The following is an 18097-nucleotide window of genomic DNA, read 5'->3' as shown; positions in this document are numbered from 1 at the left end:
CCGCCGAAGGAAGCCCGTGGCCGCAGTCTTCGTCAAGGTCTCGCTGGACCAGGAGTATGGAAGCGGTCCACTGGCTTCGCAGCCCATTAGGAGTACGGCCAGCCGGGCACCATCTCGTGGGTGTTCTCGCGTCGGCCGTAGGTGTGGCAGAAGGAGCGGGCGTCACTGCACCCGGCGTCCGGTCGCAGCCACGCGGAAACGTCGACGGCGAGCACGATCCGCCCGCCCGGGCCGCGCGGCAGACTGCGGGCCGCGATCGCGCACCGCAGGCGGCCCACGTCGAGGTCTCCCCGGTTCAGGGCGGCGTACAGGGAGCCGTGCGAGCGCCGGTGCTCGGGCGCAAGAGCCGGTTCGACCAAGGCGCGGACCGGACCGTCGGCGCACAGCAACGCGTCGGACACCTCGAACAGGGCGTCCGCGCGGCGGGACATCGCGGCGTACAAGTCCATTCGAAAGGACGACAGTTCCGCGACAGCCTGCCGACGAAAAGCTTCAGGGACCACACTCGACACCGACGACCTCCGTGACCACTGTGCGACTCGACATCACACAGCGTGAAACGGAGGTCGTCTCCTTGTCCTGAAGATCCCCATGTGGGTGACCAGCTCGAACACTCCGGAAATGATCACCGGAGGTAAAACGGCAAGCTGAGTGGCTGTTGTTGTTCCGAACTTGAGGAGTGCTGGTCGAACGGGAGTCACCTGAACTCCCGACCCGGCCGGTCCTCCCCCGCCATCGTGACCTCCGCGTCCATCACATCGAGCGGCAGCATGACCGCGCGCACCGGGTGGACGTCACGTCGCCGAGGTGCCCGGCCGCACGGCGAGGCCGGAGCCCCCATAGCACGACGCCTGGCGTACCGCCACCACCAGCGTCCTCGCAGCAGTGCGCAGCTTGTCACCCGAGCGGTGGGAGGCGAGGACGTCCGCAATGGCCAACCGGCGGCGACTGTGAAAATCGCTGTCCGATCACCGGAGCACGGTGATAGACATCCGGCGTGGAAAAGAATCTTGAGTTCCCTGACCTGTTGCGACTGATCGAGGAACGGTCGACCGCCTTCCGCGCCGTGGTCGCCGCCGCGCCCAGTCTCGACGCGCAGGTGCCGACCTGCCCCGGGTGGACGCTGTTCGATCTGGTGAAGCACCTGGGTGGGGGAGACCGTTTCTGGGCCGCCATCGTCGGCGCGGGGTCTGCCGACGCTCCCCCGGCCGAGGCCGTCGCCGCGCGCGCCGCGCTGGAAGTGCCGCAGGAGCGTGAGGCCCTGCTGGCCTGGCTGGACGCGTCGACGCAGCTTCTGCTGGGCGCCCTGCGCGCGGCGGGACCGGAGAGCGGTTGCTGGACGTGGTGGCCCGCGTCGCAGTCACCGCAGACCGCCGGCGGCACCGCCCGGCACCGGGTCCAGGAGACCGCGGTGCACACCTACGACGCCCAGCTCGCCGGGGGCTCCCTGCAGCCGCTGCCGGTCGAGCTGGCACTCGACGGTGTGGAGGAGTTCCTGTTCACCGTCTGCGCAACGCCGAGTGCCTGGCCGCACAAGCCCACGGCCTTCGACTTCCACGCCGCCGAGGGCCGCTCCTGGCGCCTCACCGTCGACGGCGACGGCGCACGCATCACCCGCATCCCCGCGTCCACCGCCGCGACCGGCGAAGAGTCGGACGCAGCCGGCGCCTCCGTCCACGGCACGGCCAGTGAGCTGGTCCTCTACCTGTACGACCGGATCCAGGCCGACTCCTTGCACGTTGACGGAGACGCAGGGCTGCTCGATCTGCTCCGCGCCTGGGAGCCGGAGGAGAAGTAGGACGTAGCGGGGGCGGTTGGCCGCGCCTCGAGCCGGTAGGACACGACTCTTCGCCAGGTTCGTCAGTCGCGGCACCGGGCTCAAACCCGCGAGGCGCGGGGCGTCACCAAGCCGACCGTCTACCTGGATGGCAGTGCGAATTTGTCCGTCCCAGCGATCACGAGAAGCGACGCGACTGCCGTCGTCCCGATCTCGTCGAGAAGTCAGTCGATCGGGTGACTGCGGCGGCTGCCGTGCATGTGAGCAGGGCCTCTTGGTAGATCGAAGGGTGTTGAATCCAACGTGCGGTCCAGGAGTCGCTGTTGTCGCATTTCTACGGCAACGCGGGAGTGGGGTCCACTTCAGCCACTCTCGCGTGTGACTGTCTGGCTCACAGGTTCGGGAACGCCAGAGACCACGGGCGCGCGAGCGTCGGTATCCCACCGACATGTCGGACGCCGAGCGGGCGGTGGTCCGGCCACTGCTGCCGGTGCCGGGCTGGCTGCGGGGCCGGGGCGGGCAACCGGAGGCTTATTGCCACCGCGCGATGCCGGACGCGGTCCGCTACCTGGTAGACAACGGCACGAAGTGGCGGGCCATGCCTGCCGACTTCCCACCTGGGACCGGGTCTACGCGTGTTTCCGGCGCTGGCGCAACCACGATCTGGTCCGCGAGTTCCACGACCGGCTCCACCGCCTGGTCCGCGAGCGGGCCGGGCGCGGGCGTGATCGACTCGCAGTCGGTCAAAGCGGACGCGGTCGTCGGCTCTGACAGCCGCGGCTTCGACGGCGGCAAGCTGATCAACGGGCGCAAGCGGCACGTCGTGGTCGACACCCTTGGCCTGCTGCTCGCGGTGATGGTCACCGCAGCGGATGTGGGCGACCGCGCCGCGGCCCAGGTCCTGCTCACCCAGGTCACTGCCGCGCACCACCTGCTGGCCCTGGTCTGGGCCGACGGCGGATACACCGGCACCCTCGTCGAGTACTGCCTCGCGGCCCTCGCCCTGGTCGTGCTGCCCAAGCGTTGGATCGTCGAGCGGTTCTTCGCCCACCTGATGCGAAGTCGCCGTCTCGTGCGCGACTTTCCATCGCCAGCGCGGAGGCGATGGTCTACTGGTCGATGACGATGCTCATGACCCGCCGCGTTGCCCGGCCACGTCCTTCGCGAGCGTGAATCGGCCAGGTGCCGGCTCGATCAGCCAGCCGCGCGCCGTCAGCCGTTTGGCCTTCGATCGCAGTGCCTCCACCTTTCCCGGTACGGGGTCCAGGCCGAAGCAGGCGGCCATCTCCTGGCACGTCAAAGCTCCTTGACCGAGTCGGTTACGGTCGCTGAGGGCCTGCAGGATTCGATGGTAGTCCACCGACAGCGCCGACCAGGCCAGCCCCGCGCGCCACACCGGCACCACTGTTTTCGGCTTCGCCGCCTCCGCCGGTTCGGGCCGCGCCGGCTGCACACCGGGAGCCGGCAGACCCTCGGAGGCGGCGGGGCCGACGACGGCGTCGTTGCCCGGGGCCAGTACCTCGCCAACGCGTGAGTGGGCGATGACCCACTCGTTCCACTCCCGCTCAGCCACGGCCAGCTCCGCCTGGAGACGGTCGGCCTCCTCCCGCAGATCGTCGACACGACGGCGAGCGGTGAGCTCACGCTGTTCCAGCAGTCCCACGACCGACGGCATCCTCGACCTCCACCAAAGCAACGACACGACACGTCACCACTGCCACGAGACCGCCGACCCTATGTCTGACCAGCGAGAACGCAGTCCTCAAGCCCGGAAAGACAACAACCTCTCAGCTTGCCGTTTTACCTCCGGTGATCATTTCCGGGAGTGTTCGAGCTGGTCACCCACATGGGGATCTTCGGGACAAGGAGACGACCTCCGTTTCACGCTGTGTGATTAATCAACCTCAGCCCCGCGCGTGCCGTCAGTGCGATGGTGAGGCCGTCGTCGACGAGCACAACGCTCCGTCCCTTCAGGGGTGGCGCGGGGCGGTGTTGCCAGTAGAGGCGCTCGCGGTGGCCGAGTTCGGCGCGTGCGCGGGTGACCTCGGCGTCGAGATCACGTGGTGTGAGACCGAGGCTTTTGAGGGCGCGCCGGTCGAACAGCGGCGGGGCGTCGCCTGCGATCGCACCCACCACGGCATCCGGCTGGCCCGGCGCGCCGACCGGGCGGGCCACCAGGACATCCATCGGCGCGCCAAGCTCGCGTGCGACCTCCACCGCGACCGGGACACCGCCGGGCGGCAGGGCCAGCACGATCGGATCAGCCGGCCACCCTCCGGACAGGTCCCGAAGACGCTCGCCCAGCCTGCGGCCCGCGTCCCGGCGATCGGCGAACCATGCGGACATCTCGTCCTCCACTGTTCGGCGTACCCGGCCCCTGCGAGAAACGGCCGGGTGCTCCACCCTCGCTTCCCTCGTGGCGCCGCGGGTTCGGCCATGACGGGCGCGGGGCGCGGCCGGCCACCGGTGGCGCGTCATTCCCTGCCCGCCCTGCGTGATCAGCCCGGTTCCGGGAGGGCCGGCCCCGAAGGCTCAGCACCTCGATCTTCCGCCAGGCTCGGCGCGGTGACCGTGACCTGGGCCGGGCGCAGGAGCCGCTGTCCGAGCCGGTAGCCGGGGCGCACGATCTCCGTGCAGGTGGGTCGATCGACGTCCGGGGACTCCTGGTGAGCGACGGCGTCGTGGCGGGTGGGGTCGAAGGGCTCTCCCGGTGTGCCGAAGGATTCGATGCCTAAGCCGGTGAGGTGGGAGATCAGTGTGTTGGCGATGGCCTGGAGGCCGCCGGTGAGCTCGCCGTGTTCCCGTGCCCGGTCGAGATCGTCGAGGACGGGTACCAGTCCTGCGAGGACTTCCGCGACGGTGGCCTCGCGGATCTGCGCTCGTTCACGCTGGGTGCGTTTGCGGTAGTTGTCGTACTCAGCCTTGAGGCGTTGCAGGTCTGCTGTGCGTTCGGCGAGTTGCTTCTCCAGCTTCGCCGCCCGGTCCGGTTGTCCCAGGACGGTGCCGTGTCCGGGGTGCTCCTCGGTGTCGGGGTCGGGCTGTCTGGGTTGGAGGGTGACCGGGTCGATGCGCCGCCGGTCGTGGATGACGATCGGCGGCTTGTCGCCCTGCCCGCCTCCGGTGCGCGGGCTCATCCGGCACCTCCCTTGCGTTCCTCGCCATCGACGATCTCCGCGTCGACGACCTCCTCCTCTCCACCTTGCGTCGGGCCGGTGCCGGCTGCCGCTTGCGGGCCGCCGGCCTGCGAGTAGAGGGCGGCGCCGATCTTCTGCGCGGCGGTGGCCGTCCGCTCGGTGGCGGTGCGGATCGCGGCGGTGTCGTCGCCCTTGAGTTTCTCCTTCAGGTCGGCGAGGGCCGTCTCGACCTCGGACTTCACATCGGTGGGGATCTTGTCGGCGTTGTCGGCGATCAGCTTCTCGGTCGAGTAGACGAGCTGCTCGCCCTGGTTGCGGGTCTCGGCGGCCTCCTTGCGGCGCCGGTCCTCCTGGGCGTGCTGTTCGGCGTCGCGGATCATGCGGTCGATGTCGTCCTTCGGGAGGGAGGAGCCGCCGGTGACGGTCATCTTCTGTTCCTTGCCGGTGCCGAGGTCCTTCGCGCCGACGTGCATGATGCCGTTGGCGTCGATGTCGAAGGTGACCTCGATCTGCGGCAAACCCCGGGGGGCCGGCGCGATGCCGGTCAGCTCGAACATGCCGAGCTTCTTGTTGTACGCGGCGATCTCGCGCTCGCCCTGGTAGACCTGCACGGTGACAGATGGCTGGTTGTCCTCGGCGGTGGTGAACACCTCGGACCGCCTGGTCGGGATGGTCGTGTTCCGCTCGATCAGCTTGGTCATGATGCCGCCCTTGGTCTCGATGCCCAGGGACAGCGGGGTGACGTCCAGCAGCAGGACATCCTTGACCTCGCCCTTCAGCACACCGGCCTGGAGCGCGGCGCCGACGGCGACGACCTCGTCCGGGTTGACGCCCTTGTGCGGGTCCTTGCCGGTCAGCTCCTTCACCAGGTCGGTCACGGCCGGCATCCGGGTCGAGCCGCCGACCAGGATGACGTGGTCGATGTCCGAGACCTTGATCTTCGCGTCCTTGACCGCGCTGTGGAACGGGCCCTTGCACCGCTCCAGCAGGTCGGCCGTCAGCTGCTGGAACTGGGCGCGGGTGAGCTTCTCGTCCAGGTGCAGCGCGCCCTCGGCGGAGGCGGTGATGTACGGGAGGTTGATCGTCGTTTCGGTCGCCGCGGACAGCTCGATCTTGGCCTTCTCGGCCGCCTCGCGCAGCCGCTGCGCGGCCATCTTGTCCTTGGACAGGTCGATGCCGTAGCCGTTCTTGAACTGCTTGACCAGATGGTCGACGATCTGCTGGTCCCAGTCGTCGCCGCCCAGGTGGGTGTCACCGGAGGTGGACTTCACCTCCACCACACCTTCGCCGATCTCCAGCAGGGACACATCGAACGTGCCACCGCCGAGGTCGAAGACCAGCACCGTCTGGTCGCTCTCCTTGTCCAGCCCGTACGCCAGGGCGGCTGCGGTGGGCTCGTTGATGATCCGCGCCACCTTCAGGCCGGCGATCTCGCCCGCCTCCTTGGTCGCGGTGCGCTGGGCGTCGTTGAAGTACGCCGGGACGGTGATCACCGCGTCTGTCACGTCCTCGTCCAGGTACGCCTCGGCGTCCCGCTTGAGCTTCTGCAGCACCCGCGCGGAGATCTCCTGCGCGGTGTACCGCTTGCCGTCCACGTCGCCGTGCTCGGGGAAGCGCCAGTCGCTCTCGCCCATGTGCCGCTTCACCGAGCGGGCGGTGCGGTCCACGTTGGTCACTGCCTGGCGCTTGGCGACCTCGCCGACCAGCACCTCACCGCCCTTGCCGAACGCCACCACGGACGGGGTCGTGCGCGCGCCCTCGGCGTTGGCGATGACGGACGGTTCGCCGCCCTCTAGGACGCACACCACCGAGTTCGTCGTTCCCAGGTCAATTCCGACCGCGCGTGACATCTCCGACCTCCTCTTCAAGTCCCTACATCTCATAGATTGCTCTATATAGAGGCATAAAACTTGAGTTAGCCAGTGTCAAGTATCGCTGCCGGTCGTTCCGGGTGTCGCGATCGGCTCGCGAGCCCGGTGCGCACCGGCTGGGCGCCATGGGCGATTCGAAGCACCTTGACAGGTGCACGTCTTGGTTCTAGGCAGGTGACAGAGGAATCAGTTCTCCGGAGATCGCGCCCGTGTGTTGGTGCGTCGGCGCCGAGGAGGTGAGCGTCCCGTGGCAGCGCAACGAGCCCGGCCTGATCATTACGCGGTGCTCGGGGTGGATCCCTCGGCGTCCGCGCGCCAGATCACGTCGGCCTATCGCGCGCTGGTGCGCGCGCTGCACCCTGACAGCCGTCCCGCGCAACGGCCATCGGCGGAACGGCTCGGCGAGGTGCTCGCGGCCTATGAGGTGCTCCGGGATCCCGATCGGCGGGCCGCCTACGACGCCCGGTTCAACCACCGCCAGACTGCAGAGTCGTCCGTCACGCCTCCAGCCGGCCCGGATCGCCCGTCAGCCCGGAGCGTGCCGGTGCGGGTCCACCACACCGAGCCCCGGTTCATCGCCGCCGAGCACTCCGGTCCCGAGGACTTCGGCCGGATCGGGCCGTGGCCGCCCGGCCCCGACCTGCGGGTCGGCCCGGTCCGAGTGGTGGTTCCAGGGGCCGCCGCCAAGCCCGTCGACCTCGCCCGGTGGGTGCTGTGGCACCTGGGCGACATCGACCTGTGGCCCTGACAAGGCATGATCGTCTAATCCAAGGCTGGTGCATCACACAGGCTGGAGCCGGCCGCGCGGTGGTACACGCACGGGCCGGCCGGGGTTACCGCGCCCGGTCCCGTAGATCTGTGCCTGGGCGTCGGCTGCGGCCGCCCGGCTCTCCGCGGTCCGAAGGGCGGCCACTGTCTGCTGCGGATAGGCCGGCGTGGCGACGATGCGGGCGAACGGCGCGGGGTCGCGCAGCTCGACACACACCGCCGCGTTCTGATGCAGGCGCACCGAGACGAAGTCCCGCCCGCCGAGATGGCGCCACACACCCACACACAGCACGCCGGGCACCAGCAGGCCGCGTTCGCGAACGCCCCGCACGGCCTGCCAGGGATCCGGACGGATACGGATCCTGGACACGGCCTCCAGCGGCACCCGTACCTGCCGGCGCCGCACGACCGCCCGCTCCCACCACCCGAGGTGGACCACCAGCGCGTCACCGTCGACGATCAGCTCCGCCATCGTTCCCTCTCCCACCCTTCCACTCCATGGACCCGATCACGCGACGCCGTCCGAATCGGGCCCGGTCGCCGCTGCTCCACGGTGGGCAAAGTTGTTCGGGCGAGGCAAGCGTGGGGCTGCGAGCGCAGCGGCGTGCAACCGTGCGGCCTCGGCTCCGCGGTCCCCCGCGGGGAACCTGCGGGTCAAGCCCGCCGTGAGAAGCCGAACGGGATGTCGTAGTCGCCGGGCAGCTGGAGCATCAGGCGCCGGGTCAGCTCCTCGCCTGCGAGCTCGGCGACGGCACCGAGTACGGCGGTGACACCGCGCAACGCGCTGTCGTCCGTGGCGTAGGTCCATGCGGCGACGGCGGTGACGAACCGGTCGCCGGGCCAGCGGCCGGTCCGCGACCGGCGCGTCGCGCACGATGGCGGCGTACTCCTCGGGAAGGCATCCCGCCAGGTCGAGCCGCTCGGGGCCGACCAGGTGCTCCCCGAGGAGCCCGAGGACGACCCGGACCAGATGTTCCCTGCGCTGCTCCTCCTGGATGCCGCGTTCGGCGACCTCGTCCAGGAAGTCGTCGCGGGAGACGCCCATGACCAAGACCCTCCTCATCACTGCGCGGGAGTGGCGCTCCTGGTTTCGGGTTCGACGGCGAGTTCGCGATCCAGCCGGGTGAGCGCGAGCAGCCGCGCTACGGGCCGGCTCGGAGTGCGCAGGGTCAGCCGCCGATCGGTGCGTACGGCGAGCTGGTGGGCCCCGGTCAGGGCGCGCAGGCCGCCGCAGTCGATGAAGGTCACCTCGGCGAGGTCGACGGCGACGTGCCCGTGGCGGGAGAGTGCGGCCACCAGTCGGGCGCGCAGCGCGTCGGCCGTGGCGATGTCGATCTCCCCGTGCGCCGTCACCACGGTGACTCCGCCGTCCGGTTGGGGTGGCGGCACCACGGCCGCCCCGAAAGACGGGGCAGCCGCGGTGCGGGGACCGTCGAAGCCCGCACCCTCGGCCGGGAGCCATTCCGGGACGCAGGTGGCGGCCATCGCTTATCCCTCCCTTCGAGTCCACCTGTCTTCCGCCGACCAGCAGCTCACCGCGTCAGGACTGGATCTCCTTGCGGTCGGAGACACCGGCGACTTCGATCTTGTGGGGCTTGGCCTTCTCGGTGACCGGGATGTGCAGGGTGAGCACACCGGCCTCGTAGTCGGCGCGGATGTTGTCGGTGTCCAGGGTGTCGCCGAGGAACAGCTGCCGCGAGAAGATGCCCAGCGGCCGCTCGGAGACCTCCATCTCGATGTCGTCGCCCTTGGCGACCGGGCGGCGCTCAGCCTTGACCGTCAGCACGTTCTGCTCGACGTCGATGTCCACCGCCTCGGGAGTCACGCCCGGCAGGTCGAAGACCACGAGGTACTCGTCGCCGGAGCGGTAGGCGTCCATCGGCATCGCCGACGGCCGCGACCAGGTGCCGGTCGTGCCGAGGAGCTGCTGAGTGAGGCGGTCGAACTCACGGAACGGATCGGTGCGCATCAGCATCGTGAACACCTCCACACGGTCCGGGTTGGGAACAACCGGAACGTATCGTTCACGAACGTTGTAGCATGTCGTCTATCGGATGACAAGGCCCCTTGTGAGTGTGGACCATGACGGCATCGGCACCCAGGACGCCGGCCGCCGGGGATGAGGCGGCACGGCCGCTGTTGACTGCCCTGACGGCCATGGCCGATGCCGTCACCGCAAGCCCCGACGCCGCGGCCGACCCCGCAGACCGCGCCCTGCACGCCCTCGCGGCCATGCGGCAGCTGCGACAGGCGCTTGACCAGTGGGAGCCGCACCTCGTCGAGACCGCTCGGCGTGCGGGCGCCACCTGGGCCGACCTGTCCGCACCGCTCGGCGTGGGCAGCCGCCAGGCCGCCGAACGCCGCTATCTGCGCACCCGACACAGCGCCGGCGCCCCCGGAACGACGCAGGACCAACGAGTGCGGGCCGAACGCGACCGCCGCGCCGCCGAACGCAGCGTCACCGCCTGGGCCCGCGGCAACCCCACCACGCTGCGCGGCCTCGCCGCCCAGATCGCCGCCCTCGACACCGCCGCCTACGGCACCCGCCGCCACCTCGCGACCCTGCGCGCCGCGCTCGGCGCGGACGACGCCGCGCTGCTGCTCGAACCGCTCGCGGCGCTCGCCCCGCACCTCGCCCCCGGACGGCCGGACCTCGCCGCCCGGATCGACGCGCTCGTCCGCCACGCCGACCAGCTCCGCCGCGACAGCGACCAACACCGCACCTGATAGGCGGATCCGGCTCCCCGGACAGTGCCCCGCACCAGCGGTCTGCCCTGGCACGACGTCTCGCAGCGGAGCTCCCGTGGTCACCGGGACGGTTCCGGCCTTCGGCGTACGGTGGAGGCATGGGCGGCTCGGCACGACGGTGCGCTCCGCAGCCTCCACCGCCGGCGTGCGAGGTGTTGGGGCGGCTTCGGGTGTGGCTGCCACAGTGGTAGAAGGATGCTCGGCCCGCGTATGGACGGCAGGACACCGGCCGCAGGACGCCGCCCGTGCGGGTGGTTCAGGTGCGGGCGAGGGCGGTGAGGGTGCGGTGGCGGGGGAGGGTGCGGGCGGCGGCGAGGAGGAGGCGGTTGGCCGTGCCGGGCACGACCGTGGGGCGGCTGCGGCGGCGCAGGGCGCGTAGGGCAGTGTCAACGACCTGTTCGGGGGTCTGCACCAGGGCGGCCGGTGCGTCGTCGTGCGACTGCGACTCGGTGGCGGTCATGCCCGGGCAGAGCGCGAGGACGTGGATGCCGGATGCCCGGTGCTCGGACCAGATTGCCTCGGAGAAGGCGGTGACGAACGCCTTGGTGGCGCTGTAGACGGCGAGGTCCGGCAGCGGGGTGTGGGCAAGGGTGGAGGAGACGTTCAGCAGGGCGTCGCCGGGGCGGGCCTGGGCGAGGAAGGCGTGGGAGAGGGTGACGAGGGCCTCGCAGTTGAGGCGCAGCATCTCGTGGGCGTGGGTTAGTGGGGTCGTGGCGAAGGGGCCGGTGGTGGCGGTTCCCACGTTGTTGACCAGGAGGTGGACGCGTCGGTCGGCGAGGAGTTGGGCGGCCTTGTGGAGGCCGTCGGGGTCGCCGAGGTCGGCGGCCAGGTGGTCGTGGCCGGGGCCGAGTTCGGCCATCAGGGCTTGGAGTCGCTCCTCGTTCCGGGCGACGGCGATCACCCGGTGGCCGCTCGCGGCCAGGCGGCGGGCGAAGGCGCGGCCGATGCCGGCGCTGGCTCCGGTGACCAGGGCGGTGGGGCGGTGGGCGGTGTCGGACGGCCGGGGTGCCGCGGCGGTCGGCTGGGTGGTGGTCATGATGGCTGCGTCTCAGTTCGCGGCGGGTCGGGTGGCCGGCTGGAAGCGGAAGGAGACGGCCTCCATCAGGGGCTTGCGCTGGGTCTTCTGGACGGCGGCGATCCGCCACCGGCCGTCGGCCTCGCGCACCACCGTGTACGTGGCGAGCTTGCCGAGCTTGCCCTGCTTGCCGTCCTGCTCCGGGGTGCCGCCCTTGCGGACGTCGCCGCGGGTGACGACCACGGCCGCGTCGGTGCTGTAGAAGCGCAGGTCGGTGATGTCGAGGATCAGCCGGGTGCCCTTGAGGAAGCTGTCGAACAGGGCCTGGTGAGCGCGGCCGATCTCCTCGCCGCCGTGGTAGACGGTGCCGACGTAGGTGACGTCGGTGGCGTCCTCGGTGAAGCAGGCGCCGTACGCGGTGCCGTCGCCGTCGGCCCAGGCTGCGGCGCCGCGCTCCAGCAGGGCGCGGATCGCGGCGGCGTCGGTCGCGCGGGGGGCGGTGGTGTGGTGGTTGGCGGTCATGGTGTCGTCCTCCGGGTTGGGGTGTGCGGTGGTGGTGGCGTGCAGGCGCGGGGTGCCGGTGTGCGGGCGGAGCCGGTCGGTCACTTCTCGGCCTCGGGCATGGTCGCCGAGTCCCAGAGGAAGGAGAGCCGCTCCATCACGTTCTGGCGCTGGGTGTTGTGGAAGGCGGCGATGCGCCAGCTGTGGTCGCTCTGGCGGACCAGCATGTAGGACTGCGTCTTGGTCATCTCGGACGGCTTCTTGGGCGTACTGCCCTTGTAGGTGTCGCCGCGGCTGGTGACGACGGCGGTGTCCGGCCCGTAGAAGCGGATGCCGAGGAAGGAGTCGGCGAGCTTGGTGTCCTTGACGAATCCGTCGAACAGGGCGCGGTGGGCGTCGGCGATGTCGCGGCGGCCCTGGTAGTGGCTGCCGACGTAGGTGGTGTAGGTGGCGTCGACGGTGAACTGCTCGCCGTAAGCGGTGGCGTCGCCCCGGCCCCAGGCGTCGGTGAGAGCGCGGATGGTGTCGCAGACGGCACGGTGATCGTCGGTGGTGGGCGTGCCGGCCGGGGTGGCGGTGACGGCGGGGGTGACGGCGGTGCAGTCGGTCTGGCCGAGGTTGCGGACGTCTGACGTGGCGTCCAGCCAGAAGTACCCGCCGGCCGCGACGACGGCGAGGGTGAGGGCGGTGATGCCGCGGGCGCGCTTGACGGTGCGCCGACGGTTGGTGCGCCGGCCGTTCCCGGTGCTCGTCGGGGCTCTCTTCAGGTCGGTCGGCTCGCCCGTCGGGTCGGTCGCCTCGGTGGTGGTGACGGTGCTCATGGTCTCCCCTTCCATGATAACTTCTTTAAAGAAGTTGCTTCGTCGAAGATTTCTCTTCGCTAAGGAAGAGACTAGGGAGTGGAGGAGCCCGTGTCAACGCCTGCCGTGCCATCCGATGCGAGTGAGGTCTACCGCCGGTACCTGAGCGCCGTGATGCTGCACGGCCATGCCAGTGCCAAGGCCTGCGAGCTCGGCGCCACCGACCTCTACGCGCTGAACATCCTTCAACTGACCGGCCCGATGACCCCCGGCGAGCTCGGCACCCGCACCGGCCTCACCACCGGGCCGACCACCCGCCTCATCGACCGCCTCGAACAGGCCGGCTACGTGCGCCGAGCCCCGGACCCCGGAGACCGCCGCAAGGTGATCGTCGAACCGATCGGCAAGCCCGCCGACCTCGACCGGGTCATGGCCCCGGCTCGGCAGCGGATCGGCGAGCTCCTCAGGGGCTACTCGCCCGAGCAGCTCGAAGTCCTCTTCGACTACTTCGCCCGCGCCACCGACGCCTACCAGGAAGCCGCCGAGCAGCTGCGCACCCACAACGCCGACTGAAGCGCCGACGCGGCGCCGTTGCGCTCTGCCAAGAGCGGCGGGCGCGACCGGGCGGTGTTGGTTAGTGGGCGTGACGGCGTGCGGCGTCTCCTTCGGAGGCGGCTCTCAGCTGACCCAGATGCCTCCGGGGCCGACTCGGCGGGCGAGGTGCTGGCTGGCGTCGGCGCGGCCCTCGGCCTCCAGGCTGCGGTTGCCGGTGGCGGCGCCGGCGGTCTTCTTCACCCGCCCCTTGACTTCCTCGGCCTTGTGAGCGGCCTTCTTGTCATGACTGATCTCCATTCGCGTGACCGGCTGATCGGCTGGGCAGTGCACGCGGACGGCATGCTCACTCCGATCGTGCCGCCGGAGTCCAGCTGCGGGGAGCCGATCTTCCACGACTCCCTGCGCAATGAGATGCGGCTGGTGCCGCCGGATGATCCACCGGTGTCCTGAGCCGTCGCGGGCCCGGACGAGGTACCGCGAGCCCCGGCGGGGTCCCGGCGCAGGGTGTACCGGGCCCGCCGGGTGCCGATCGCCATCGCTCCCCGGCTTTGACGGTCAGTGGTTTGCCGTCCCCGGGCCGTGATCGGTGGGCCGCCGCGTACGAGTCAGGGCGGTGGCGGCCAGTGCGGCGAGGGCCGCCAGGCACAGCCAGGCGAAGGTGTCGCCGATGCGGTCGTAGATCGTGGTGACGCCGCGCGTGGGAACGTACGCCACCATGGTCTGCTGATCGGTTGTGAAGTAGTCGGTGGTGGCGAGGGCGTGGCCGCTGTTGTCGAAGGCCGCCGAGACGCCCTCCGAGTCCTGGCGGACCAGCGAGTAGCCGTCCTCGATGGCGCGCAGGCTCGCCTTCCGGGTGTGCGCGCTCCCGTACGCCTTCCAGTCGTGGGCGGGCACGAGCATGATGTCCGCGCGGGTCCGCATCATGGAGGGGAAGTCCGCGTCGTAGCAGATGACATTGGCGATGCGGCCGTAGGGAGTGTCCGCAACGGGCACGCGGCCGTCGCCGGGCCGGAACTTCTCCGAGCCGGGAATGGGATGGGCTTTCTGGTAGGTCCAGAGCACGTCCCCGTGGGGGTCGATGAAGACCGCCTCGTCCCGGCCGTAGGCAGGTCCAACTGAGCTGTAGACGCCGAGTCCGATCTCCAGGTAGATGCCCGACCGGCGGGCTTGATCCCGCGCCGCCGCGATGACTGCGGCCTCGTTGGACTCCTGCGTCCTGACGGCCTCCTCGGGCCAGATCACGATCTTCGCTCCGGCTGCGGCCTCACGTCGGGTGGAGGCCAGCAGGTCGTTCTCCACGGCGGTCATGGCAGGTTCCACGTCCGACGCGGGCGCGGTGGCGACGCCCGCGCGGCCGCCCGGGATCCGTCCGAGCGCGGCGTGCTGCGCGTCGGCCACGGCCCGGTCGGGGCTGACTGCGGCAACCCGTACGGTCGGGCCCACTGTTGACGTGAGGGCGAGGCGGGCGCCGCCGCCGAGGACGACGGTCAGCAGCACGGCCACACAGAGCACGCCGCTTCGCCACCCCCCGGCCCGATCCAGGATCCCGTTGACGGCGCCGGCGAACCAGGCGACCAGGAAGCCGATGCCGTACAGGCCCGTGATCGAGACGACCTGCAGGAGCGGAAGATCGCCGTACTGGGTGACCGCCAGGGAACTGTAGGCCGTGCCGAACGGCGACAGCAAGGTGATCAGGAACTCGGTGGCGCCGACGCCCGCGGGAAAGGTCAGAGCAGCCATCCACGGACGCAACCGACCGACGAACAGTCTGTCGGCCAGGAACGGCAGCGTCTGCAACGCGGCGATACCGATCGCGCCCACCAGGACCATTGGGCTGAAGCCGATCTCCGACTCCCCAACCCAGAAGAGCGCGGCGGCGCCGTGGGCCAGCCAGACCCACAGTGCCCCGGACCACACGGGGCTGAGGCGGGAGAAGCGCAGCAGGAGCACCGGGAAGATCCAGGCCGCGGCCGCGATGTCCCAGCGCCCGCCCACCGCGAACAGCGCCGACCCGGTGCCCAGCACCAGCAGACCGCACCGCGCCGCCCGCCCCGAAGCCCTGCGCCTCCCCAAGAAGGTACTGCGGAAGCCTGCTATCTGATAATCCGTCATGAACGATCACGCTAGGAGAGCGCCACCCCGGCCCGCCTCGGTCCGAACGGCGATCTCCCGCGCCGCGGCGCAACTATCGATGCGCGCCTGAGGGAGGATCCGCCCACCTCCATGCTTCGTCTAGCCTGACACCGGAGATGATGACCAGGACCACGGCGGCCGTACGAGCCGCCCACCAACGGATCGCCGACCGTCCACGACTCGTGGACGTCGCGCTCGGCTGCGGGCTGACCCTGTTCGACATCGCCACGCTGCTCGACCGCAGACCCGCCCCGCCCGGCTGGGGCCTGGCGCTGTGGGGAGCACAGACCGTCCCGCTGATATGGAGACGGACATGCCCCCGAGCCGTCCTGGCGGCCATGACCGGTCTGTACGTGGCATTCCAGTGGCTCAGCCCCATCCAGGGGAAGATACCCGGGCCGTTCCTGCTCATGATCGGCATCCATGCCGTTGCCCGCTACACACCGGCCTCCAGGAGTCTCCCGGGCACGCTGCTCTGCCTCGCGGTAGCCCTGGCGACCGATGCGCTCACCGGACACTGGCAGACTCCGCAGCTCGGATCGGTCGAGCCGGTCAGCGCCACGACGTTCTGCTTCTTCTTCGCTCTGGCCTGGGCCCTGGGATACGGCCGGCAGCGGATCGGCACCGACGCCCACCGGTTGCGCCACCTGAACCAGCGTCTCAAAGCCGAGCAGGAGTTCAACGCCCGACAGGCGGTGATCACCGAGCGGGCCCGCATCGCCCGCGACCTGCACGACGTGGTCGCCCACCACGTGAGCGCCATCGCCCTACAGGCACGCGCCGCCGAGGACGTCATGCAGGACGATCCGCTCCTCGCGGGGAAGAGCATCGGCCACATCGCGCAGACCGCGGACACCGCGCTCATCGAGATGCGGCGCATCCTCGGGCTGCTGTCGCCCCGGGAGCAGGAGCTCACGCCCGAGCCGTCCCTCACCCATCTCGACCACCTCATCGGCGCCGCCCACGCGGCGGGCTGCCGGGTGGCCTCCGAAGTGGAGATCCGGGCACTCTCCACCCTTGCCGCAGGAATGCAGGTGACGGCCTACCGGATCATCCAGGAAGCACTGACGAACGTGCTCAAGCACGCAGGACCGGTCGACGTACGGATCGCCGTGCGCGGCGACGACTCGTCCCTCACGATCGAGATCGAGAACGACCCTGCCCCACCGGGCCACCGGCCCGTCCCCGGATCCGGCCGCGGGCTCATCGGCGTACGCGAACGCGTCACGACCTTCGGCGGCGTGCTGGAGGCCGGACCGCGTACCGAGGGCGGCTGGCGGCTGCACGCCGTCCTGTCCGCGAGAACACCTCAGCCGGCGGAGACGACCTCATGACCGTACGAGTGCTCCTCGCCGACGACCAGGAGATCGTCCGGACCGCACTCCGCCTGGTCATCGACCGCCGTGAGGGCCTCTCCGTCATCGGTGAGGCATCCGACGGGGAACAGGCCACGGCCCTGGCGACCGAGCTCCAGCCCGACGTCGTGCTCATGGACGTCCGCATGCCCGGCAAGACCGGAGTCGAGGCCACCCGGCGCATCACCACCACCTGGCCCGGCCCCGGACCGGCCCCGCGCATCGTCGTCCTCACCACCTTCGACCTCGACGAGTACGTACACGCGGCCCTGCACGCCGGCGCCAGCGGCTTCCTGCTGAAGAACAGCACCCCCGACCAACTGGCCCACGCCATCCGCGCCGCCGCCGACGGCGAACCCGTACTCGCCCCGAGCGTCACGCGCCGGCTCATCAGCACCATCACCGCCCTACCGCCGGCGCTCCTCCCCAGCCCTCCCACCCCCTCACCGGACGAACGCTCGCCAACCGACCTGCTCACCGAGCGTGAACTCCAGGTACTGGTGCTGGTCGCCCGGGGCCTGTCCAACGCCCGGATCGCCTCAGCCCTCGACCTGACCGAGGCGAACGTCAAAAGCCGCGTCAACCGCATCCTCACCCGCCTCGGCCTCGACAACCGCGTCCAGGCCGCAGTCCTCGCCCACAGGACGGGACTCCTCGCAACCACCCGAATGCCGCCCGAAACCTGACCCCCGCACTGGCCCGCACCGCTGCACCATCGCCGCCATCCTCGGGTTTACCCACCGTGATGCGAATCGGTTCTTTCCTCGGACGGCGCCGTGATGCCGAGCTCGCGCATCAGCCGTTCGACGGTGCAGCGGGCCACGACATGGCCCTGCGGTTCAGGTGCCGCCAGATCTTCCTCGCGCCGTAGACGCGGTAGTTGGCGTCGTATGCCTCCTGGATCAGGGTCTTCAGCTCGGTGTCGCGAACGGTGCGGGCCGAGGGTGCCTGCCGGCGCTTGTGGTGGGCGTAGTAGGTGGACGGGCGATCTTGCGGTCGTGCTCGGTGAGGACACGACAGATCGGCTCGACTTCGCCGAAGCGGTCCAGGTGCTCGTCGATGAACGCTACGAGCGTGATGGTGACGCTACGTCAAGGGGATTCCGGCGCATTGTGACAACAGCGCGCCTGATGCCCAGGACAGCGGCCGACCGGCGGCCACGGTGTGGCGTCCTGCTGGGCATACACCACCCCTTGCGCTGGTCCGGTCCGACCGCGGCCGGACCGGACCAGCGCCGTTCGGGTTCGACACCCCGCACGAGGCCCTGGCGGCTGCGTGCCGCTCCAGATTCCCGAAGAAGCAGGGCTGTACGCGCTGCTGGCGGCCCGCCGACCACACCGCCGGGTTCGTCGCCGACATCCGCGCGGCCGCGACGCACGAACCGGTGCTGCTCGCCGACCTCGACGGCCGAGCCCACGGCGGGGACGACGGCAGAGACAG

23 protein-coding genes and 1 pseudogene are annotated in these 18097 nt (G+C 70.4%); 9 read left to right on the top strand and 15 right to left on the bottom strand.

Features of this window, described 5'->3' with window-relative positions:
- Positions 1-86 precede the first annotated feature (86 nt).
- Positions 87-449, bottom strand: coding sequence for a transposase (locus AB0P35_RS38090; RefSeq protein ID WP_363520352.1), 363 nt, complete (start codon positions 447-449; stop codon positions 87-89).
- 548 nt (positions 450-997) lie between these two features.
- On the opposite strand from AB0P35_RS38090, the gene AB0P35_RS38085 reads away from it, so the two are divergent.
- Complete coding sequence (locus AB0P35_RS38085) at positions 998-1798, top strand: maleylpyruvate isomerase family mycothiol-dependent enzyme (protein WP_095877673.1); 801 nt, start codon at positions 998-1000, stop codon at positions 1796-1798.
- A gap of 427 nt (positions 1799-2225) precedes the next feature.
- Complete coding sequence (locus AB0P35_RS38080; RefSeq protein ID WP_363520350.1) at positions 2226-2900, top strand: transposase; 675 nt, start codon at positions 2226-2228, stop codon at positions 2898-2900.
- A 6-nt stretch (positions 2901-2906) separates the two neighbouring features.
- Here the strand turns inward: AB0P35_RS38080 and AB0P35_RS38075 are convergent, their stop codons facing one another.
- From AB0P35_RS38075 to dnaK, 4 genes are all read right to left on the bottom strand, one after another.
- On the bottom strand, positions 2907-3452 hold the full coding sequence (locus AB0P35_RS38075; protein ID WP_363520347.1) for a hypothetical protein: 546 nt from the start codon (positions 3450-3452) through the stop codon (positions 2907-2909).
- A gap of 206 nt (positions 3453-3658) precedes the next feature.
- Positions 3659-4123 (bottom strand): phosphoribosyltransferase family protein, encoded by a 465-nt coding sequence (locus AB0P35_RS38070; RefSeq protein WP_363520345.1) that lies wholly within the window; start codon positions 4121-4123, stop codon positions 3659-3661.
- 152 nt (positions 4124-4275) lie between these two features.
- Positions 4276-4911 (bottom strand): nucleotide exchange factor GrpE, encoded by a 636-nt coding sequence (grpE, locus tag AB0P35_RS38065; RefSeq protein WP_363520342.1) that lies wholly within the window; start codon positions 4909-4911, stop codon positions 4276-4278.
- A complete protein-coding gene (dnaK, locus tag AB0P35_RS38060) occupies positions 4908-6761 on the bottom strand; it encodes a molecular chaperone DnaK (RefSeq protein WP_363520339.1) in 1854 nt (617 codons plus the stop codon). The genes grpE and dnaK overlap by 4 nt, the downstream gene beginning before the upstream one ends.
- A gap of 304 nt (positions 6762-7065) precedes the next feature.
- Here dnaK and AB0P35_RS38055 point away from each other — a divergent pair, with 304 nt between their 5' ends.
- The gene (locus tag AB0P35_RS38055; RefSeq protein WP_363520336.1) at positions 7066-7530 is read left to right on the top strand and encodes a J domain-containing protein; all 465 of its coding nucleotides are present in this window, start codon (positions 7066-7068) and stop codon (positions 7528-7530) included.
- 33 nt (positions 7531-7563) lie between these two features.
- Here the strand turns inward: AB0P35_RS38055 and AB0P35_RS38050 are convergent, their stop codons facing one another.
- The 4 genes from AB0P35_RS38050 to AB0P35_RS38035 all read right to left on the bottom strand — a co-directional run bounded on the left by AB0P35_RS38050 (position 7564) and on the right by AB0P35_RS38035 (position 9525).
- Positions 7564-8022: a hypothetical protein gene (locus AB0P35_RS38050; RefSeq protein WP_095877678.1), complete on the bottom strand. Its 459-nt coding sequence runs from the start codon at positions 8020-8022 to the stop codon at positions 7564-7566.
- 182 nt (positions 8023-8204) lie between these two features.
- Positions 8205-8330 (bottom strand): hypothetical protein, encoded by a 126-nt coding sequence (locus AB0P35_RS38045; protein WP_257019585.1) that lies wholly within the window; start codon positions 8328-8330, stop codon positions 8205-8207.
- A gap of 282 nt (positions 8331-8612) precedes the next feature.
- Positions 8613-9035 carry an STAS domain-containing protein gene (locus AB0P35_RS38040; RefSeq protein WP_095877679.1) on the bottom strand — a complete coding sequence of 141 codons (423 nt, stop codon included), beginning with the start codon at positions 9033-9035 and terminating at the stop codon, positions 8613-8615.
- Positions 9036-9090: 55 nt separating this feature from the next.
- On the bottom strand, positions 9091-9525 hold the full coding sequence (locus AB0P35_RS38035) for an Hsp20/alpha crystallin family protein (RefSeq protein WP_095878127.1): 435 nt from the start codon (positions 9523-9525) through the stop codon (positions 9091-9093).
- 182 nt (positions 9526-9707) lie between these two features.
- Here AB0P35_RS38035 and AB0P35_RS38030 point away from each other — a divergent pair, with 182 nt between their 5' ends.
- Positions 9708-10277: a hypothetical protein gene (locus AB0P35_RS38030; RefSeq protein WP_095877680.1), complete on the top strand. Its 570-nt coding sequence runs from the start codon at positions 9708-9710 to the stop codon at positions 10275-10277.
- A gap of 277 nt (positions 10278-10554) precedes the next feature.
- On the opposite strand, the gene AB0P35_RS38025 is transcribed toward AB0P35_RS38030, so the two are convergent.
- Genes AB0P35_RS38025 through AB0P35_RS38015 form a run of 3 tightly spaced genes read right to left on the bottom strand, consistent with a single transcriptional unit; the run spans position 10555 to position 12650 of the window.
- Positions 10555-11334 carry an SDR family NAD(P)-dependent oxidoreductase gene (locus AB0P35_RS38025; protein WP_095877681.1) on the bottom strand — a complete coding sequence of 260 codons (780 nt, stop codon included), beginning with the start codon at positions 11332-11334 and terminating at the stop codon, positions 10555-10557.
- Between the two features lie 12 nt (positions 11335-11346).
- On the bottom strand, positions 11347-11919 hold the full coding sequence (locus tag AB0P35_RS38020) for an SgcJ/EcaC family oxidoreductase (RefSeq protein WP_257019586.1): 573 nt from the start codon (positions 11917-11919) through the stop codon (positions 11347-11349).
- Positions 11916-12650, bottom strand: a complete 735-nt coding sequence (locus tag AB0P35_RS38015) for an SgcJ/EcaC family oxidoreductase (protein WP_363520329.1) — start codon at positions 12648-12650, stop codon at positions 11916-11918. The genes AB0P35_RS38020 and AB0P35_RS38015 overlap by 4 nt, the downstream gene beginning before the upstream one ends.
- Positions 12651-12740: 90 nt before the next feature.
- Here AB0P35_RS38015 and AB0P35_RS38010 point away from each other — a divergent pair, with 90 nt between their 5' ends.
- Positions 12741-13187 (top strand): MarR family transcriptional regulator, encoded by a 447-nt coding sequence (locus AB0P35_RS38010; RefSeq protein WP_095877683.1) that lies wholly within the window; start codon positions 12741-12743, stop codon positions 13185-13187.
- Between the two features lie 105 nt (positions 13188-13292).
- On the opposite strand, the gene AB0P35_RS38005 is transcribed toward AB0P35_RS38010, so the two are convergent.
- Entirely contained in the window at positions 13293-13466 is a 174-nt protein-coding gene (locus tag AB0P35_RS38005; protein WP_306454479.1) for a CsbD family protein, read from the bottom strand.
- Here AB0P35_RS38005 and AB0P35_RS38000 point away from each other — a divergent pair.
- Positions 13452-13619, top strand: coding sequence for a hypothetical protein (locus AB0P35_RS38000; RefSeq protein ID WP_179419763.1), 168 nt, complete (start codon positions 13452-13454; stop codon positions 13617-13619). The genes AB0P35_RS38005 and AB0P35_RS38000 overlap by 15 nt on opposite strands.
- A 105-nt stretch (positions 13620-13724) precedes the next feature.
- On the opposite strand, the gene AB0P35_RS37995 is transcribed toward AB0P35_RS38000, so the two are convergent.
- Positions 13725-15194 (bottom strand): nitrilase-related carbon-nitrogen hydrolase, encoded by a 1470-nt coding sequence (locus AB0P35_RS37995; RefSeq protein WP_363520325.1) that lies wholly within the window; start codon positions 15192-15194, stop codon positions 13725-13727.
- A 224-nt stretch (positions 15195-15418) separates the two neighbouring features.
- Between AB0P35_RS37995 and AB0P35_RS37990 the strand changes: the two genes are divergently transcribed.
- Both AB0P35_RS37990 and AB0P35_RS37985 read left to right on the top strand, forming a co-directional pair.
- Positions 15419-16636 carry a histidine kinase gene (locus AB0P35_RS37990; RefSeq protein WP_095877685.1) on the top strand — a complete coding sequence of 406 codons (1218 nt, stop codon included), beginning with the start codon at positions 15419-15421 and terminating at the stop codon, positions 16634-16636.
- Positions 16633-17343 (top strand): response regulator transcription factor, encoded by a 711-nt coding sequence (locus AB0P35_RS37985; protein ID WP_095877686.1) that lies wholly within the window; start codon positions 16633-16635, stop codon positions 17341-17343. Before AB0P35_RS37990 ends, AB0P35_RS37985 begins: the two co-directional genes overlap by 4 nt.
- Before the next feature lie 92 nt (positions 17344-17435).
- Here AB0P35_RS37985 and AB0P35_RS37980 read toward each other — a convergent pair.
- Positions 17436-17700, bottom strand: a pseudogene (locus tag AB0P35_RS37980) (IS3 family transposase); the annotation flags it as partial.
- 119 nt (positions 17701-17819) lie between these two features.
- Here AB0P35_RS37980 and AB0P35_RS37975 point away from each other — a divergent pair.
- The coding region (locus tag AB0P35_RS37975; RefSeq protein WP_363520321.1) for a hypothetical protein at positions 17820-18097 on the top strand (278 nt) is incomplete at its 3' end.

It is taken from the genome of Kitasatospora sp. NPDC085879, from assembly GCF_040686255.1.
GTDB lineage: Bacteria > Actinomycetota > Actinomycetes > Streptomycetales > Streptomycetaceae > Kitasatospora.
Note: the sequence above shows the minus strand (reverse complement) of the source record. Positions and strands in the feature narration are given on the sequence as shown.

Excerpts from the sequence above, each read along its gene's own strand:
- AB0P35_RS38025 (WP_095877681.1), bottom strand. The coding sequence starts at position 11,334 with ATGACCACCACCCAGCCGACCGCCGCGGCACCCCGGCCGTCCGACACC.
- dnaK (WP_363520339.1), bottom strand. The coding sequence starts at position 6,761 with ATGTCACGCGCGGTCGGAATTGACCTGGGAACGACGAACTCGGTGGTG.
- grpE (WP_363520342.1), bottom strand. The coding sequence starts at position 4,911 with ATGAGCCCGCGCACCGGAGGCGGGCAGGGCGACAAGCCGCCGATCGTC.
- AB0P35_RS38030 (WP_095877680.1), top strand. The coding sequence starts at position 9,708 with ATGGCCGATGCCGTCACCGCAAGCCCCGACGCCGCGGCCGACCCCGCA.
- AB0P35_RS38035 (WP_095878127.1), bottom strand. The coding sequence starts at position 9,525 with ATGCTGATGCGCACCGATCCGTTCCGTGAGTTCGACCGCCTCACTCAG.
- AB0P35_RS38005 (WP_306454479.1), bottom strand. The coding sequence starts at position 13,466 with ATGGAGATCAGTCATGACAAGAAGGCCGCTCACAAGGCCGAGGAAGTC.
- AB0P35_RS38080 (WP_363520350.1), top strand. The coding sequence starts at position 2,226 with ATGTCGGACGCCGAGCGGGCGGTGGTCCGGCCACTGCTGCCGGTGCCG.
- AB0P35_RS38090 (WP_363520352.1), bottom strand. The coding sequence starts at position 449 with ATGGACTTGTACGCCGCGATGTCCCGCCGCGCGGACGCCCTGTTCGAG.
- AB0P35_RS38050 (WP_095877678.1), bottom strand. The coding sequence starts at position 8,022 with ATGGCGGAGCTGATCGTCGACGGTGACGCGCTGGTGGTCCACCTCGGG.
- AB0P35_RS38070 (WP_363520345.1), bottom strand. The coding sequence starts at position 4,123 with ATGTCCGCATGGTTCGCCGATCGCCGGGACGCGGGCCGCAGGCTGGGC.
- AB0P35_RS37985 (WP_095877686.1), top strand. The coding sequence starts at position 16,633 with ATGACCGTACGAGTGCTCCTCGCCGACGACCAGGAGATCGTCCGGACC.
- AB0P35_RS37990 (WP_095877685.1), top strand. The coding sequence starts at position 15,419 with ATGATGACCAGGACCACGGCGGCCGTACGAGCCGCCCACCAACGGATC.
- AB0P35_RS38015 (WP_363520329.1), bottom strand. The coding sequence starts at position 12,650 with ATGGAAGGGGAGACCATGAGCACCGTCACCACCACCGAGGCGACCGAC.
- AB0P35_RS38040 (WP_095877679.1), bottom strand. The coding sequence starts at position 9,035 with ATGGCCGCCACCTGCGTCCCGGAATGGCTCCCGGCCGAGGGTGCGGGC.
- AB0P35_RS38075 (WP_363520347.1), bottom strand. The coding sequence starts at position 3,452 with ATGCCGTCGGTCGTGGGACTGCTGGAACAGCGTGAGCTCACCGCTCGC.
- AB0P35_RS38000 (WP_179419763.1), top strand. The coding sequence starts at position 13,452 with ATGACTGATCTCCATTCGCGTGACCGGCTGATCGGCTGGGCAGTGCAC.